15 protein-coding genes are annotated in these 17,469 nt (G+C 55.2%); 7 read left to right on the top strand and 8 right to left on the bottom strand.

Annotation, left to right across the window (positions count from 1 at the left end; genetic code table 11):
• Positions 1 to 2: 2 nt before the first annotated feature.
• The 6 genes from yidC to O1723_RS21540 all read left to right on the top strand — a co-directional run bounded on the left by yidC (position 3) and on the right by O1723_RS21540 (position 6,782).
• Positions 3 to 1,646 (top strand): membrane protein insertase YidC, encoded by a 1,644-nt coding sequence (yidC, locus tag O1723_RS21515; RefSeq protein WP_014881901.1) that lies wholly within the window; start codon positions 3 to 5, stop codon positions 1,644 to 1,646.
• 72 nt (positions 1,647 to 1,718) lie between these two features.
• Positions 1,719 to 3,083: a tRNA uridine-5-carboxymethylaminomethyl(34) synthesis GTPase MnmE gene (mnmE, locus tag O1723_RS21520; RefSeq protein WP_014881900.1), complete on the top strand. Its 1,365-nt coding sequence runs from the start codon at positions 1,719 to 1,721 to the stop codon at positions 3,081 to 3,083.
• Positions 3,084 to 3,194: 111 nt separating this feature from the next.
• On the top strand, positions 3,195 to 4,370 hold the full coding sequence (locus tag O1723_RS21525) for an MFS transporter (protein ID WP_014881899.1): 1,176 nt from the start codon (positions 3,195 to 3,197) through the stop codon (positions 4,368 to 4,370).
• Positions 4,339 to 5,310, top strand: coding sequence for an HTH-type transcriptional regulator YidZ (yidZ, locus tag O1723_RS21530; protein WP_014881898.1), 972 nt, complete (start codon positions 4,339 to 4,341; stop codon positions 5,308 to 5,310). The genes O1723_RS21525 and yidZ overlap by 32 nt, the downstream gene beginning before the upstream one ends.
• 122 nt (positions 5,311 to 5,432) lie before the next feature.
• Complete coding sequence (locus O1723_RS21535; RefSeq protein WP_014881897.1) at positions 5,433 to 6,179, top strand: 4'-phosphopantetheinyl transferase family protein; 747 nt, start codon at positions 5,433 to 5,435, stop codon at positions 6,177 to 6,179.
• A 36-nt stretch (positions 6,180 to 6,215) separates the two neighbouring features.
• Entirely contained in the window at positions 6,216 to 6,782 is a 567-nt protein-coding gene (locus O1723_RS21540) for an NADPH-dependent FMN reductase (RefSeq protein ID WP_248190860.1), read from the top strand.
• A gap of 91 nt (positions 6,783 to 6,873) precedes the next feature.
• Here O1723_RS21540 and adeP read toward each other — a convergent pair whose 3' ends face one another.
• Positions 6,874 to 8,211 (bottom strand): adenine permease AdeP, encoded by a 1,338-nt coding sequence (gene adeP, locus O1723_RS21545; RefSeq protein ID WP_014881895.1) that lies wholly within the window; start codon positions 8,209 to 8,211, stop codon positions 6,874 to 6,876.
• A gap of 165 nt (positions 8,212 to 8,376) precedes the next feature.
• On the opposite strand from adeP, the gene yieH reads away from it, so the two are divergent.
• Positions 8,377 to 9,042 carry a 6-phosphogluconate phosphatase gene (gene yieH, locus O1723_RS21550; RefSeq protein ID WP_023336497.1) on the top strand — a complete coding sequence of 222 codons (666 nt, stop codon included), beginning with the start codon at positions 8,377 to 8,379 and terminating at the stop codon, positions 9,040 to 9,042.
• A gap of 82 nt (positions 9,043 to 9,124) precedes the next feature.
• Here yieH and phoU read toward each other — a convergent pair whose 3' ends face one another.
• From phoU to O1723_RS21585, 7 genes are all read right to left on the bottom strand, one after another.
• Complete coding sequence (gene phoU, locus O1723_RS21555) at positions 9,125 to 9,850, bottom strand: phosphate signaling complex protein PhoU (RefSeq protein WP_008500182.1); 726 nt, start codon at positions 9,848 to 9,850, stop codon at positions 9,125 to 9,127.
• Between the two features lie 13 nt (positions 9,851 to 9,863).
• Positions 9,864 to 10,637 (bottom strand): phosphate ABC transporter ATP-binding protein PstB, encoded by a 774-nt coding sequence (pstB, locus tag O1723_RS21560; RefSeq protein WP_010426574.1) that lies wholly within the window; start codon positions 10,635 to 10,637, stop codon positions 9,864 to 9,866.
• A 47-nt stretch (positions 10,638 to 10,684) separates the two neighbouring features.
• Positions 10,685 to 11,575 carry a phosphate ABC transporter permease PstA gene (pstA, locus tag O1723_RS21565; RefSeq protein ID WP_014881893.1) on the bottom strand — a complete coding sequence of 297 codons (891 nt, stop codon included), beginning with the start codon at positions 11,573 to 11,575 and terminating at the stop codon, positions 10,685 to 10,687.
• The gene (gene pstC / locus O1723_RS21570; protein ID WP_014881892.1) at positions 11,575 to 12,534 is read right to left on the bottom strand and encodes a phosphate ABC transporter permease PstC; all 960 of its coding nucleotides are present in this window, start codon (positions 12,532 to 12,534) and stop codon (positions 11,575 to 11,577) included. The genes pstA and pstC overlap by 1 nt, the downstream gene beginning before the upstream one ends.
• Positions 12,535 to 12,615: 81 nt before the next feature.
• Positions 12,616 to 13,656, bottom strand: a complete 1,041-nt coding sequence (pstS, locus tag O1723_RS21575; protein WP_014881891.1) for a phosphate ABC transporter substrate-binding protein PstS — start codon at positions 13,654 to 13,656, stop codon at positions 12,616 to 12,618.
• Positions 13,657 to 13,902: 246 nt separating this feature from the next.
• Complete coding sequence (locus tag O1723_RS21580; RefSeq protein WP_248190858.1) at positions 13,903 to 14,958, bottom strand: fimbrial protein; 1,056 nt, start codon at positions 14,956 to 14,958, stop codon at positions 13,903 to 13,905.
• A gap of 9 nt (positions 14,959 to 14,967) precedes the next feature.
• Positions 14,968 to 17,445, bottom strand: a complete 2,478-nt coding sequence (locus O1723_RS21585) for a fimbria/pilus outer membrane usher protein (RefSeq protein WP_045307653.1) — start codon at positions 17,443 to 17,445, stop codon at positions 14,968 to 14,970.
• Positions 17,446 to 17,469: the final 24 nt, after the last annotated feature.

Below are 17,469 nucleotides of genomic sequence, written 5' to 3' on the forward strand. Positions count from 1 at the left end.
CGATGGATTCGCAACGCAATCTTCTTATCATCGCTTTGTTGTTCGTGTCTTTCATGATCTGGCAGGCATGGGAGCAGGATAAAAATCCTCAACCCCAGCAGCAGACCACGCAGACTACGACCACCGCAGCGGGTAGCGCCGCCGACCAGGGCGTACCGGCCAGTGGCCAGGGGAAACAGATTACGGTTAAGACCGATGTGCTTGAGTTGACTATCAACACCCGTGGTGGTGATGTTGAGCAGGCGCTGCTGTTGACCTACCCGAAAGAGCTGAAGTCTACCGAACCGTTCCAGTTACTGGAAACCACGCCAGAGTTTATCTACCAGGCGCAGAGCGGCCTGACCGGTCGTGATGGCCCGGATAACCCGGCTAACGGTGCGCGTCCACTGTATAACGTCGAGAGCGACACCTTTGCGCTGGCTGATGGCCAGAACGAACTCGTTATCCCGATGACCTATACCGACGCGGCAGGCAACACGTTCACCAAAACCTTCACCCTGAAACGCGGTGAATATGCGGTAAACGTGGGCTACAGCGTACAGAACACCGGTGCGAAACCGCTGGAACTGTCTACCTTCGGTCAGCTGAAGCAGTCCATCAATCTGCCGTCTCACCGTGACACCGGAAGCAGCAACTTCGCGCTGCACACCTTCCGTGGCGCGGCATACTCCACGCCTGACGCGAAGTATGAGAAATACAAGTTCGACACCATTGCCGATAACGAAAACCTGAACGTCAGTGCTAAAGGCGGTTGGGTGGCAATGCTGCAGCAGTATTTCGCGACTGCATGGGTGCCAAATAACGACGGTACCAATAACTTCTACACCGCGAACCTGGGCAACGGTATTGCAGCCATCGGCTACAAATCTCAGCCAGTTCTGGTTCAGCCGGGTCAAACCGGTAAGCTGGCAAGCACCCTGTGGGTCGGCCCGGAAATCCAGGACAAAATGGCTGCTGTTGCGCCGCACCTGGATCTGACCGTCGATTACGGTTGGTTGTGGTTCATCTCTCAGCCGCTGTTTAAGCTGCTGAAGTTCATCCACAGCTTCCTGGGTAACTGGGGCTTCTCCATCATCGTTATCACCTTTATCGTTCGTGGCATCATGTACCCGCTGACCAAAGCGCAGTACACCTCCATGGCGAAGATGCGTATGCTGCAGCCGAAGATTCAGGCAATGCGTGAGCGTCTGGGCGATGACAAACAGCGTCAGAGCCAGGAAATGATGGCCCTGTATAAAGCAGAGAAAGTGAACCCGCTGGGTGGTTGCTTCCCGCTGCTGATTCAGATGCCAATCTTCCTTGCGCTGTACTACATGCTGATGGGTTCCGTTGAGCTGCGCCATGCGCCGTTCGCCCTGTGGATCCATGACCTGTCTGCACAGGACCCGTACTACATCCTGCCGATCCTGATGGGCGTGACGATGTTCTTCATTCAGAAGATGTCGCCGACCACCGTGACCGACCCGATGCAGCAGAAGATCATGACCTTTATGCCGGTCATCTTCACCGTGTTCTTCCTGTGGTTCCCGTCAGGTCTGGTGCTGTACTATATCGTCAGCAACCTGGTGACCATCATCCAGCAGCAGCTGATTTACCGTGGTCTGGAAAAACGTGGCCTGCATAGCCGCGAAAAGAAAAAGTCCTGATCCGATAAGTTAACGCTAAAATAAGGGCGGTCGATTGACCGCCTTTTTTATTTGTATTGAACGAGAGCAACCATGAGCCATAACGACACTATCGTCGCCCAGGCAACCCCACCGGGACGCGGTGGTGTAGGTATTCTGCGCATCTCCGGCCTGAAGGCGCGCGAGGTGGCCGAAGCGGTGCTGGGTAAACTGCCAAAACCGCGCTACGCGGATTACCTGCCATTTAAAGACAGCGACGGTACGCCGCTGGACCAGGGCATTGCGCTGTGGTTCCCCGGCCCGAACTCCTTTACCGGCGAAGACGTGCTGGAGCTGCAGGGCCACGGCGGCCCGGTGATCCTCGACCTGCTGTTAAAACGTATTCTGACCCTGCCGGGCCTGCGTATTGCGAAGCCGGGCGAGTTCTCCGAGCGTGCTTTTCTGAACGATAAGCTCGACCTGGCCCAGGCCGAGGCGATTGCCGACCTGATCGACGCCAGTTCTGAACAGGCGGCTCGCTCCGCCCTGAACTCGCTGCAAGGGGCATTTTCTGCCCGCGTGAATCACCTGGTGGAAGCACTTACTCACCTTCGGATCTACGTGGAAGCAGCTATCGACTTCCCTGACGAGGAGATCGACTTCCTCTCTGACGGAAAAATCGAAGCCCAGCTCAACCAGGTGATGAGCGACCTCGACGCGGTGCGCGCCGAGGCGCGTCAAGGAAGCCTGCTGCGCGAAGGGATGAAGGTGGTCATTGCCGGGCGCCCGAACGCCGGGAAATCGAGCCTGTTGAACGCCCTGGCGGGCCGTGAAGCGGCCATTGTGACCGACATTGCTGGTACCACCCGCGACGTGCTGCGCGAGCATATCCACATCGACGGGATGCCGCTGCACATTATCGATACCGCCGGTCTGCGCGATGCCAGCGATGAAGTTGAGCGTATCGGTATTGAACGCGCCTGGCAGGAGATCGAGCAGGCTGACCGCGTGCTGTTTATGGTGGACGGCACCACCACCGACGCCGTTGACCCGGCTGAGATCTGGCCAGATTTTATCGCTCGCCTGCCGGCTAAGCTGCCGATCACCGTAGTGCGCAACAAAGCAGACGTGACCGGTGAAACGCTGGGTATCAGCGATGTGAATGGTCACTCGCTCATTCGCCTGTCGGCGCGCACCGGTGAGGGCGTGGACGACCTGCGTAACCATCTCAAGCAGAGCATGGGCTTTGACACCAGCATGGAAGGCGGCTTCCTGGCGCGTCGTCGTCATCTGCAGGCGCTGGAAGAGGCGGCCCGTCATCTCGACCAGGGCAAAGCACAGCTGATCGGCGCCTGGGCGGGTGAACTGCTGGCGGAAGAGCTGCGTCTGGCGCAGCAGAATCTGAGTGAGATCACCGGGGAGTTTACCTCGGACGATCTGCTGGGAAGGATTTTCTCGAGCTTCTGTATTGGCAAATGACACCCGCTAATCAATGGTGATTTCCTCCCAGGAAATCACCATTGTCCAAATGGCAACTCGCCTAATCCCTCTTCTCCCCCTATTCTGCTTGCCTGCATCCATGGGGGGTTTATGGCTCGTTTTCTGTTTTGTAGTTTTGCGCTCGTTCTGCTTTATCCGTCTGGCATTGATATGTATCTGGTGGGATTACCGCACATCGCCCGCGATCTGGGTGCCAGCGAAGCGCAGCTGCATATTGCGTTTTCGGCCTACCTCGCGGGGATGGCGTCGTCGATGGTGTTTGCGGGAAAAATTGCGGATAAGGCAGGTCGTCAGCCTGTCGCGATTACCGGTGCGATTGTGTTCGCCCTGGCATCGATACTGTGTTCCGTCGCCCAGGAAAGCACCCTGTTCCTGACAGGACGTTTTATTCAGGGCATTGGAGCGGGTGGCTGCTATGTGGTGGCCTTTGCGATCCTGCGCGATACCTTAAGCGCCCAGCGTCGCGCGAAGGTGCTCTCCATGCTGAACGGCATAACCTGCATCATCCCGGTGCTGGCTCCCGTCGTAGGCTATCTGATCATGCTGAAACTCCCGTGGCAAAGCCTGTTCTGGACCATGGCAGCCATGGGGACGCTGGTGTTTATCCTGTCGATTGCCGTGCTGAAAGAGACCCACCCGGGTTCGCAGAATAGCGGTCATACCGCAAGCATTCACCCGGCCGAGAAGCTCATCAACCGCTTTTTCCTCAGTCGCCTGGCCGTCACTACGCTCAGCGTGGCGGTGATCCTGACCTATGTAAACGTTTCACCGGTTTTGCTGATGGAGACCATGGGCTTCGATCGCGGAGAATATTCAACGGTGATGGCCTTAACCGCCATGGTCAGTATGGCCGTCTCCTTCTCCACTCCTTTTGCACTCAATATTTTCAGCCAGCGCATGCTGATGCTGACCTCGCAGGTGCTGTTCCTCGCTGCAGGTCTGATCCTGGCGACGGCAAGCTCACACGCGGTGATGCTGGTGGGCATTACCCTCATTTGCGCCGGATTCTCGGTTGGGTTTGGCGTCGCGATGAGCCAGGCGCTCGGCCCGTTCTCGCTGCGGGCAGGCGTGGCAAGCTCGGTGCTGGGGATCGCGCAGGTCTGCGGTTCATCGCTGTGGATTTGGCTGGCGGCGGTCATCGGACTTAACGCGCTCAATATGCTGATCGGGATTCTGATTGGCTGTAGCATGGTCTGCATCACTTTACTTTTGGTTATCCAGCCTGCGGCAAACTATGAAGAAGCCCATCAGCAATCTCGATCTTAACCTTTTGCTTTGTCTGCAGCTTTTGCTGCAGGAGCGCAGCGTCACCAAAGCCGCAAAGCGGATGAACGTCACGCCGTCAGCGGTAAGTAAATCACTGGGCAAGCTGCGCGACTGGTTCGACGACCCGCTGTTTGTCAAAACGCCGTTAGGGCTACTGCCCACGCCGCTAACGGTCAGCCTGGAGCAGGACCTGGCGGACTGGATGCAAATCGGCAACCAGATCCTCGACAAATTCCATCATGATTCGCCGGGCGGGCTAACGTTCATGCTGGCTGCAGAAACGCCGTTGATGCTGATCCGCTTTAATGACCTGCTGGAACAGGTGAACCAGCGCTATCCTCAGGCAACGGTGAAGATGCGTCACTGGGATTACGATTCGCTGGACGCCATTACGCGCGGGGAAGTGGATGTGGGCTTCACCGGCCGCGAAACGCACCCGCGCTCACGGGAACTGCTGAAACTGATGCCGTGGTTTATCGACTACGAAATCCTGTTTAGCGACCGTCCGTGCGTCTATCTGCGCGAGGACCATCCGGCACTTCTGGAAGAGTGGGATCTGGAGAGCTTCCTGCGCTACCCCCATATCAGCATCTTCTGGGAACGCAGCGACACCTGGGCGCTTGATGAAGTTCTCAAGGAGATGGGACGTGAGCGCACCATCGCCATGAGCCTGCCGGGCTTCGAACAGGCGATGTTTATGGCGGCCCAGCCCGGTCATAACTATATCGCCACCGCTCCGCACTACTGCCATCACTATAATCACCTCCACCAGCGGAAGCTGATCGCGCTTCCCATTCCCATTGACGAAGCGCAGGCTGAAAAGCTGACCGTTCCCTTCACGCTGATCTGGCATAAACGTAACAGCCATAATCCGAAAATCCTCTGGCTACGGGAGACCATCAAGGCCTTATACGGTGCCAACAGTCCGATTTTTGCCTAAGAAAATGTAAAGTTCGGTCCTAAGGCTTCTCTTACGCCCATTTACTGATTAAAACAGGAGGCAAGTTGAGCGATAATCATGTAACCGTTTAACCGAATACGACCATTATCAAGGAGCGAAAAATGGCAACGCACTTTGCAAGAGGGATACTCACAGAAGGACGTCTCGTATCGGCCAGAATCTCTTCCGCCTGTCACAGTGAGGCGCTCAAACTCCCCGAACACCGCAGAACGCGTTTTTTAGCGTCCAGAGCGCTGCTCGCAGAACTGATGTTCATGCTGTATGGCACCAGCGAACTGCCTGAGATCATCACCCAACCCGAAGGCCGCCCGGTCTTTGCCGACCCGGATCTCCCCCGTTTTTCTATTGCCTACACGGGGAATATCATTGGTGTAGCGCTAACCACCGAGGGGGATTGCGGGCTGGATATGGAGCTTCAGCGTGCAACGCGAGGATTCCACGGTGCAAGCCCGCACGATGACTACCCGCTCTCAAGTAATGAAAAACTCTGGGTGCGCAACCAAACCGATCCCGTCGAGGCCAGAGCTCAGCTCATCACCCTGCGCCAGAGCATCCGCAAGCTCTGCGGTTGTGCCTCAGATGATGCCCGTCAGTTGCAGCTGTTGCCAGGCTCCGGACGCCTGCGTGCCGCTCAGGCAACGCTTGTAGAAGCGCTCAGCGATGCAGAAGATGTGTTGATATGGTCCGTTGCCGTCAGCCCCGCCATCGAACGTCTAAAGGTTTGGGCATTTGACAGTAAAGAGGGATGGCGTACTCTCCCGGATGTGCCCGAGCGAGCCAACGAACCCGCCGCACGTCTGATGCGATTAACCAGTTTACCGGCAGAAAAAGCATACATCCTTAGCTGATCCATTCAGGGTCATCATGATGAAACAGGAGTAATCATGTCTGATACGTTGAAAGTTGTTACGTTACTGGGAAGCCTGCGCAAAGGTTCATTTAACGGGATGGTTGCCCGCACGCTGCCACAGCTGGCACCGGCAGGTATGGAGATTAGCGCCCTGCCGTCTATTGGTGACATCCCGCTGTATGATGCAGATGTCCAGCAGGAAGAAGGGTTCCCGCCTAGCGTTGAGGCGCTGGCAGATCAGATCCGCCAGGCCGACGGCGTGGTCATTGTCACCCCGGAGTATAACTACTCGGTTCCGGGTGGCCTGAAGAATGCCATCGACTGGCTGTCCCGTTTACCTGAGCAGCCGCTGGCGGGTAAACCGGTACTCATCCAGACCAGTTCTATGGGTGCCATTGGTGGCGCACGCTGCCAGTACCACCTGCGCCAGATCCTGGTATTCCTGGATGCGATGGTGATGAACAAGCCGGAGTTTATGGGTGGCGTGATTCAGAACAAGGTCGACCCGCAGACGGGTGACGTGGTGGACCAGAGCACGCGTGACCATCTGTCTGGTCAGCTGACGGCGTTTGGGGATTATATTAAGCGGGTTAAAGCCTGATAAAAAAGCCCGGTGGCGCTAGCGCTTACCGGGCCTACACTCTTCAGTAGCTCAGGTAAGCGAAGCGCCACCTGACACCACAAACCGCACCTTAGTGCGCATCGATAAACACAATCTTCAGCACAAACAGCAGCGCAACAACAATCACGCACGGGCTGAGATCGCGGAAGCGGCCGGTACCGATCTTCATCACGCAGTACGAGATAAAGCCCAGCGCGATACCTTCGGTGATCGAGAAGCTGAATGGCATCATCACGGCGGTAATAAACGCCGGCACCGCTTCGGTTAAATCATCCCACTTCACGCGTGACAGGCTGGAGGTCATCAGCACCCCCACGTAAATCAGCGCGCCAGCTGCCGCATACGGAGGAACCATACCCGCCAGCGGAGAGAGGAAGATCACCAGCAGGAACAGAATACCCACCACCACTGCCGTCAGGCCGGTACGACCGCCCACGGACACGCCGGAAGAGGATTCAATGTAAGCGGTAACAGACGAGGTGCCGATGAAAGAGCCCGCGACGGAAGAGATGCTATCCACAAACAGCGCCTGCTTCATGCGTGGGAATTTCCCTTTCTCATCCGCCAGACCTGCTTTATCCGTCACGCCAATCAGCGTACCGGATGAGTCAAACAGGTTGACCAGCATGAAGGAGAAAATCACACCCGCCAGGCCCAGGTTCAGGGAACCCGCCAGGTCAACGTGACCAATCACGGTTGAAACGCTCGGTGGCGCAGAGACGATACCGTTATAGTGAACGTCACCCAGCATCCAGCCCAGTAAGGTCGTGACCACGATGGACACCAGCACCGCCGCATGAATATTGCGGGAGGCCAGGATCGCAATGATGAAGAAGCCCAGCACGCCCAGCAGCACGTTATGCGAGGTCAGATGACCAATGCTCACCAGCGTTTCCGGGTTCGCGACGATCACACCGGCGTTTTTCAGCCCCATCATACCGATGAACAGACCAATACCGCTGGTAATACCCACGCGCAGGCTCACCGGAATGTTCGCGATCATCCAGTAACGTACGCGGAAAATGGTCAGCAGCAGCAGACCAATAGCGCCCCAGAAAATCGCGCCCATGCCTACCTGCCACGGCAGCCCCATCGCCTGAACCACCACGAACGCGAAGAAGGCGTTCAGACCCATAGCGGGAGCCAGCGCAACCGGCAGGTTAGCGAACATGCCCATCAGGATGCTGCCAAGCGCCGCAATCAGACAGGTAGTCACAAAGACGGCGCTGGTATCCATGCCAGCAACGCCCAGAATTTGAGGGTTCACAAAAACGATGTAGACCATCGTCAGGAAGGTGGTGAAACCGGCGATCACTTCGGTGCGTGCCGTTGTGCCGTGCTCGCGCAGTTTAAACACGCGCTCAAGCAGACCCTGACCAGATGTCTGGGTAGTGTGTTGTTGACTCATCATCAATTTCCGAACAAGGAGGGAAAATTCGTCGCTATCCTATACCAAAATGCGACAATAGTGGCAGTTACGTGATACTTTTTTCATTGATTTTGCTTATACGGCAACGATTGCGTCCCGGCGAACTGCCGTACGAAAACGTTAAACTTGTTAAAAGGGAAAGGCATGTCCGGAATTGAAGCGGTATTTTTTGACTGCGACGGTACCCTGGTCGACAGTGAGGTCATTTGTTCCCGCGCGTATGTCACCATGTTCCAGGAATTTGGCATTACGCTGGAGCTCGAAGAGGTGTTTAAGCGCTTTAAGGGCGTGAAGCTCTACGAGATTATCGACATCATTAACGAAGAACACGGTGTCTTTCTGGCAAAAGCGGATCTGGAGCCGGTCTATCGCGCCGAGGTTGCACGCCTGTTCGACTCAGAGCTGGAAGTCATAGCAGGCGCAAACGCGCTGCTGGATGCGATGACGGTGCCGATCTGCGTGGTCTCTAACGGTCCGGTCAGCAAAATGCAGCACTCGCTCGGCAAGCTTGAAATGTTGCACCATTTCCCGGAAAAACTGTTCAGCGGCTACGATATCCAGCGCTGGAAGCCCGACCCGGCGCTGATGTTCCATGCGGCGAAAGCGATGCACGTCAACGTCGAGAACTGCATTCTGGTGGATGACTCGTCTGCGGGTGCGCAGTCCGGCATTGATGCAGGGATGGAGGTGTTTTACTTCTGTGCCGATCCGCACAACAAGCCGATCGTTCATCCAAACGTGACGACCTTTACCGATCTGGCGCAGTTGCCGGAGCTGTGGAAAGCGCGCGGGTGGGATATTACTCGGTAGTGTTTCCCCTCTCCCAAAGGGAGAGGGAGAAAACCAGTTAGTGCGTAAGGCGGGTAAGCGCTAGCGCCACCCGCCACAAAAATCACTCTTTCGGGTCTTTACCCGCCAGCAGCTTGTCCAGCTCGTCGCCGCCGACGTGACGGAAGTCCTGACCCTTCACGAAGTAGAAAATGTATTCGCAAATGTTCTGGCAGCGGTCGCCGATACGCTCGATGGAGCGCGCGCAGAACAGAGCGGTCAGCACGCTTGGGATGGTACGGGAGTCTTCCATCATGTAGGTCATCAGCTGACGCACGATGCCTTCATACTCCTGGTCGACCTTCTTGTCTTCCCGGTAGATACGCACCGCTTCGTCCAGATCCATACGCGCAAAAGCATCCAGCACGTCGTGCAGCATCTGCACGGTGTGCCGACCCAGTGACTCCAGGCTCACCAGCAGCGGCTGGTGCTGCTGAGAGAATTTCTCCAGCGCGGTGCGGCAGATTTTGTCGGCCACGTCACCAATACGCTCCAGCTCGGCGATGGTTTTGATGATGGCCATCACCAGACGCAGATCGCTCGCCGTCGGCTGACGTTTCGCGATAATGCGCACGCACGCTTCGTCGATGGCGACTTCCATCATGTTGACGTTCTTGTCGCCTTCAATGACGCGCTTCGCCAGCTCGCTGTCCTGGTTGTGCATAGCCGTAATCGCATCGGAAAGCTGCTGTTCAACCATGCCACCCATGGTCATCACCTGCGTGCGAATACTCTCCAGCTCTGCGTTGAACTGGCCGGAAATGTGTTTGTTAAGATTGAGGTTGTCCATGATTCACTCCAAATCAACCGTAGCGGCCAGTAATGTAATCTTCGGTTTGTTTCTTCGCAGGTCTGGTGAACAGCGCGTCCGTATCGCTGAACTCGATCAGCTCGCCCAGGTACATAAACGCGGTGTGATCGGAGCAACGCGCAGCCTGCTGCATGTTGTGGGTCACGATAACCACGGTGTAATCCTGCTTCAGCTCGGTGATCAGCTCTTCAATACGGCCAGTTGAGATCGGGTCCAGCGCTGAACACGGCTCATCAAGCAGCAACACTTCCGGGCGAATAGCAATACCGCGCGCAATGCACAGACGCTGCTGCTGACCACCGGACAGAGAGTACCCGCTCTGGTGAAGTTTATCTTTGGTTTCGTTCCATAATGCGGCCTTGGTCAACGCCCACTGCACGCGCTCGTCCATATCGGCACGGGAAAGCTTTTCAAACAGACGAACGCCAAAGGCGATGTTGTCATAAATGGACATCGGGAACGGCGTCGGTTTCTGGAACACCATCCCCACTTTGGCGCGCAGCAGGGCGATATCCTGCGCCTGGGTCAGAATGTTTTCACCGTCCAGGATGATTTCACCTTCAGCACGCTGCTCCGGATAGAGCGAATACATTTTGTTAAAGGTACGCAGCAGCGTGGATTTACCACAGCCAGACGGACCGATAAATGCCGTGACCTGGTTCTTCGCGATATCCAGGTTGATGTTCTTCAGGGCATGGAATTTGCCGTAGTAGAAGTTCAAATCACGAACCTGAATCTTACCCGGGGCAGTATCAACCATACTCATTGACTCTTTTCCTCATTCGGCGCCGCGAGCTGCCGCGCCGTAAAAAATTAACCGTGTTTCTTCTTCGCGAAAATGACGCGCGCCAGAATGTTCAGCAACAGTACGCAAAGGGTGATGATCAGCACCCCGGCCCAGGCCAGCTGCTGCCATTCCGCGAATGGGCTCATCGCAAATTTAAAGATCGTCACCGGCAGGTTGGCGATCGGCTGCATCATGTCCGTGCTCCAGAACTGGTTGGAGAGGGCAGTAAACAGCAGCGGAGCCGTTTCACCGGCAATACGGGCGATAGCCAGCAGAATCCCGGTCATGATCCCGGAGACCGACGCTTTCAGCGTAATCGCAGAGATCATTTTCCACTTCGGCGTACCCAGCGCATAAGCCGCTTCACGCAGGCTGTCCGGCACCAGTTTCAGCATGTTCTCGGTGGTACGAATCACAATAGGCACCTGCAGCAGCGCCAGCGCAATCACACCCGCCCAGCCGGAGAAGTGTTCCATTTGCGCAACCACGATGGTGTAAACAAACAGACCCACGACAATCGACGGAGCAGAAAGCAGGATGTCGTTAATGAAGCGAATCACCTCAGCCAGCCAGGATTTACGCCCGTACTCTGCCAGGTAGATACCCGCCATAATGCCCAGCGGCGTACCGAACACGGTCGCCCACAGGATCAGTAATCCACTCCCCGCCAGGGCGTTCGCCAGACCACCACCCGCCGTGTTTGGCGGCGGCGTCATTTCGGTGAACAGCGCCAGCGACATGCCATCAATACCACGGGTGATGGTGGACATCAGGATCCAGATCAGCCAGAACAGGCCGAACGCCATCGTCGCCATGGAAAGCGTCAGCGCAATGCGGTTTTTAAAACGACGCTTTGCCTGCATTTTGCGGCGGGATTCCGCCAGCTGAGCGGTGCTTTGCATTTCGAGAGTCGCCATCAGCGTGCCCCCTCATTTTTCGCGAGACGCAGGATCATCAGCTTGGAAATCGCCAGAACAATGAAGGTGATAACGAACAGAATCAGACCCAGTTCCATCAGCGCCGCGACGTGCAGCCCGGATTCCGCTTCGGCAAACTCGTTCGCCAGTGCAGAGGTAATACTGTTACCCGGCATATACAGAGAGACGCTGTCGAGCTGGTAGGTGTTACCGATGATAAAGGTGACCGCCATGGTTTCACCCAACGCACGGCCTAATCCCAGCATGACGCCGCCGATCACCCCATTTTTGGTGAACGGAAGGACAATGCGCCAGATGACTTCCCAGGTGGTGCAGCCGATGCCGTAGGCCGACTCTTTCATCATCACCGGGGTTTGTTCAAAGACATCGCGCATAACCGCCGCAATGTACGGAATAATCATGATGGCGAGGATCACCCCTGCCGCAAGAATACCAATACCGAATGCCGGGCCTGAGAAGAGGGCGCCCACAAACGGAATGGCAGAAAGAACATTTCCCACCGGCTCCTGGAAGTATGTGGCAAACAGCGGCGCAAAGATAAACAGGCCCCACATGCCGTACACAATACTTGGAATGGCCGCCAGCAGTTCAATGGCGATGCCCAGCGGACGACGCAGCCAGCCTGGCGCCAGCTCCGTCAGGAACAGGGCAATACCGAAGCTTACCGGAACCGCAATCAGCAGAGCGATGAACGAGGTCACCAGCGTGCCGTAAATGGGCACCAGTGCACCGTAAACGTCGTTCGGCGCATCCCACTCTTTGGTCCACAGGAAGGAGAAACCGAATTTCTGAATGCTCGGCCAGGAGGAGAAAATCAGAGACACGATAATGCCGCCCAGCAGCAATAGCACAATCAGCGCAGCCAGTTTGACCAGCGCGCTGAAAATCATGTCACCTTTTTTACCCGGAGGGTTAAATGCAGGCTTGGTTGCAGCCATAAATCACTCTTCTGTTAAACGCGTTTACGAAATCGGCGGGTAAGCGCAAGCGCCGCCCGCCATTTTCGTCAGAATGCTAAATTAATACAATGCTTTACCGCTGCTGTCTTTCACGTTGGTTTTCCATGCAGCACGAATCTGCTCAACCACGCTGTCTGGCAGGCTGGCGTAGTCCAGGTCGTTAGCCTGTTTAGCGCCGTTTTTGTATGCCCAGTCGAAGAACTTCAGCACTTCAGCGCCCTGCTCAGGTTTCTTCTGCTCTTTGTGAACCAGGATGAAGGTGGTGGAGGTGATTGGCCACGCACCTTCGCCTTTCTGGTTCGTCAGATCCTGCGCGAAGGATTTGCTCCAGTCAGCGCCTTTTGCAGCGTTAGCAAAGTTCTCTTCGGTCGGGCTTACTGGTTTGCCATCAGCAGACACCAGTTTGGTGTAGGACAGGTTGTTCTGCTTCGCGTACGCGTATTCTACGTAGCCAATTGAGCCAGGCAGACGCTGTACGAACGCAGCGATACCGTCGTTACCTTTACCGCCCAGACCTGTTGGCCAGTTAACGGTAGAGCCGGAACCGACTTTCGATTTCCACTCTTCGTTCACTTTTGCCAGGTAGCTGGTGAAGACGAAGGAGGTACCAGAACCATCCGCGCGGCGAACCACGGCGATGTTCTGAGCAGGCAGCTTCAGGCCTGGGTTGAGCTTAGCGATCGCTTCGTCATCCCATTTTTTGATTTTACCCAGGTAGATGTCACCCAGGGTTTTGCCATCCAGCACCAGCTCACCAGACTTCACGCCCGGCAGGTTGATAGCCAGAACCACACCACCGATCACGGTCGGGAACTGGAACAGGCCTTCCTGATTCAGTTTATCGTCAGACAACGGCGCGTCTGATGCACCGAAATCAACGGTGTTAGCGGTAATTTGTTTTACGCCACCGGAGGAGCCGATACCCTGATAGTTAACCTTATTACCGGTTTCTTTCTGGTAGGTATCCGCCCATTTGGCATACACCGGCGCAGGGAAGGTTGCACCAGCGCCAGTCAGGCTTGCTTCTGCAAATACAGAGAACGCGCTCAGAGATAAGGTCGCGGCGACAACAGTTGCGACAGTGGTACGCATAACTTTCATAATGTCTCCTGCAAGGATTTCGTAAATCATTGTTTAAGTGGCTACGATGAGCAAAATAGGACAAACAGGTGACAGATAAATGTACGAAATATGACAGTTTTATGACAAACACAAAGGAAGGTGTAACCACATGAAAAATATAGCACTTAATTCATCAGGCATTCATTTTTTTGTCATTTTTATTTTAAAGATCGCCGTTTTGTCCGTGAAATATGACAACGGCTGTCATAAACAGCCGTTAAAGGATTAGTGTACGATTTCAATCGTCAGGGTAGCCGTACCGTTGAACGGACCTGGCGCGGGCCTGGACCCGGTTGCGCTAGCCGGAGCGCTTGAAAACGTGAGCGTCCCCAGCGTCTCGCCTTCCAGAGTCACGGGCATTTTCGTCGTTTCCGCCTCAAGCTCGCCGCCATTCACATTAATTTCCCTGTTATGTTTATCGTAAATCTTAATCCCCACGTCAGGATTATCGGTAGCCACCATCGTACTGTCGGCTGTCGCGGCAGAGGCGTGGAAGGTTGCACCCAGCGTGTCGGTAAACATCATATTTGAACATTTGATATTGACCTGCCGGGTAATCTTGCGTGAAGACACCGCCTGGCCCCGGTTAGCTGAGAATTCCGATGCCAGAATAGACTTGAAATCAATCATTATCGCCTGGCCTTCATCTATCTCGCAGGTTTGCGGGACCGTGACCGATCCCTGCACAATCACATCCGAGATGATTTCGTTCGAGACGGTACGGGGATCGATAGTGGCATAGATATTTGCCATGACCATCGACGGTATGGTGATCGTGCCGGTAAATTGTTTTTTGACATACAGATAAATAAAGCCCGACCCGCCGCTGTAAAACGTGGTTTGCGAACTGACGCCATTATGACACCGGTACGTTCCCCCAATGTCATTTGGCAGGTGATCGAAGGGAACGGTGGTGTAGCCAACGCCAAGAATGTAGATTTGCAAACCGATATCAAGATACTTATTGAGATAATAATAGGAGATATTGTTTCTGCTAGTGGTGGGCTGCAGGGCTGGATTAACCACGCTGGTGATGTAAGCATGATCGTAACTTTCATTTTTCCCCGTCTGGCAGTAGCACGTTCCCTTAAACGAAGTCGTAGAGTTATTCATATCGATCATATGCTGCATGCCAACCAGGTTATCAAGCGTCGTTAATTGTTCCGCGACAGTGAAATAGTTATGGTATTTGCCGTTGTCTGGTACGCAGTAGCCGGTAGGCGCCGCCTGTAAAAAAAAAGCGGCAAAAAAGAGAGTAAAAAGCCAGAATTGGGGTTTCATTCTTATCCTTTATCGACAAATGACAGGCAGTTGCACCAGCCCGGAATCAGGTTTCTGATGGATGTGATAGTCAGCCAGACAGACCTTGCCGCTGCTGAGCGTCAGTGAAAATTGCCCCGATTCGGGCATCCCGGCGAGATAGAGTTCACCTTTGTCACCGACAATTCCCGTTGCGCTTCCCACATCAAGCGCAGCGGTACCCACCGCACCAAACGGTGCAGGCTTGCCGTTCGCAAGTGAAACGCTAAACAGCACCCGATAGCCGATGTGCGTAACAAACTCGGCTTTCACCACCGCGCCACGCGTAGGCACCAGGTTTTGCACGCTGCGTTCCAGCTCAACGTTGCCTGAAACAAAATCCTTATTCTGAAGCGCAATACGGTTCTCATCGTAGGGTGAAAGCTGCGTCTTCACGGTGTAGCCGCGCCAGTCGGTGGCAACGCCGCTGGCGTTATCTACCGATAACCCTGCCGCACCAGGCGCTTTGATCAGCGCCACCGTTTCGCCCATCTCCTGCGAGAAGGTGATGCCTTCGTCGTGGATCAACACGCCGCCGCTGACGCCGTAGTTCAGGCTCTGGCTTTCGTCGCTCCAGGCATAATTCGTCTTTAGCGAGCCGTAGGACGCATCCCAGACCAGTCCCGCATTTCCCGCCGAGGTGCCGCGGTTTTCATACACGGACTGCTGTATGTTCCAGCTCAGATTGTTATCGTCGAGCAGATTGCCGTTCAACCCAATCTGGTGGGAAGGTGTGCCATGGTTGCTGTGGGCGTAGTTGTAGTTGACGTAGCTGTTGGGTAACCAGGCCGAAAGCGGCAGAGACAGCGACAGCATAACGAGATGCTCGCTTTCATCTTCTTGTTGCCACTCTCCCATGCTGTCAGACACCGTATCGGTATAGTTCCACGACAGGTTCCACACGACCTGCTTCCAGCTGTTGCTGTAGCCTATCTGTATCAGGCGCTGCACATCGTCCGTACGCCAGAATTGCTCCCGGCTCAGCGTAAGATAGACATTACCGTACCCCTCGGAAAACGGTTGGGTCCAGGTGCCTTCTACCCGGCTGCGACGGTTGCCCGTATGCCAGAAGTTCTCGCTATCGCCCGTACGCGATGCCCATTCGCCCAGGGTGTAAAACCCTTCCGTTGAATAGCGATAACCTACAATACGCAGGCTGGTATTGCTGACGTCGAACGTTTTTGAGTACAGAAAACGCCAGGATTGCCCCTGCTCGTCATCGTCCGTAAAGTGCGATTGGGCATGGGTGATATCCATCGAAATAGCGCCGATATTGCCGAGATCTTTACCAACGCCGGCGGCAAACGCGCGGTAATCGTCTGCCAGCTGCGTGCCACCATACAGCGTCATTCCCCACGCCATTCCGTGCAATACCTGTGCCTGCATCACCTCTGGCATAAACCGATCGTTATCACGACGCTCACCAATGCTGATGTCCACATCCGTTTGCCCCTCCCGACGCAAAATTGCCAGAGATGCGTAAGGCTGAACAAAATGCTGCTCGCTGCCGTCTTCCTCTTTGATGGAGACGTCCAGATCTCCGCCGCTTGAGGTGGTGTTGAGATCGGTCAACGCAAACGGCCCCTGCGGCACGGCCGACTGATAAATCATGTAGCCATTCTGGCGGATGGTGACCACGGCGTTGGTTTTCGCCACGCCGCGCACCACCGGCGCAAAACCGTTCTGGCTATCGGGGAGCATGTCGCTGTCGGTGTACAGACGCACGCCGCGCACCTGTGAACTGTCGAAGAGATCGCTCGCGGTCCACGTATCGCCCGCCATGGCCTGGCTGCGCAGGCTGGCAATATCATGCTGTAAGTACGTGCTCAGCGAACGAACGTTACCGCGGCTGTTGACCGCATTTAAGGCGCTATAGTTACGCAGACGCCATCCGCCAATGTTCAGACCGCTGCGTAAATTCAGGTAGTAAAGATCGTCACTGTCATAGTCTGACTTCAGCGTCTGGGTCGTGGAGAAATCGTAGTTCAGCATCAAAGCGTCAATACCCTGATCCCAGCGCGAGGGCGAAATGGCGTCACGCGCCGTGGCGTCCAGATAGACCTGAGGGATCGACGCCTTCAGCGCGAGCTTTTCGCTGTCCAGCGTCCATTTCGCGCCAGGCAGCACCGGCACCGGTTCACAAACTTCAGCATTCACCGTATCCAACGCTTTAATCGCGTTCACTTTCAGGCCAAACATCGCCAGCGTGTTTTTTACATCCACAAAACAAGGCGCCAACGCACTCTCCGGATCGTGGCGGAAAAAACGCACCGCCCTGCGCGCAATGAATCGATCGTTCACATAGATATCAACCTGATATTCTCCTTCAGGAAGGTTATCCGGGCGATTGAACTGGCTGATATCGACCTCAATGGGCCGATCAAGCTCCAGCAGACGCACGTTAAAGAGTGGTCGTGTGGCACTGACGAGAAGCGGATAGCTTCCTCCCAGCCACAGCAGGGATAAAATCAAAGAGTGAAAACGTTTCAATAC

The organism is Enterobacter cloacae complex sp. HYC080_NIDB (assembly GCF_056673325.1).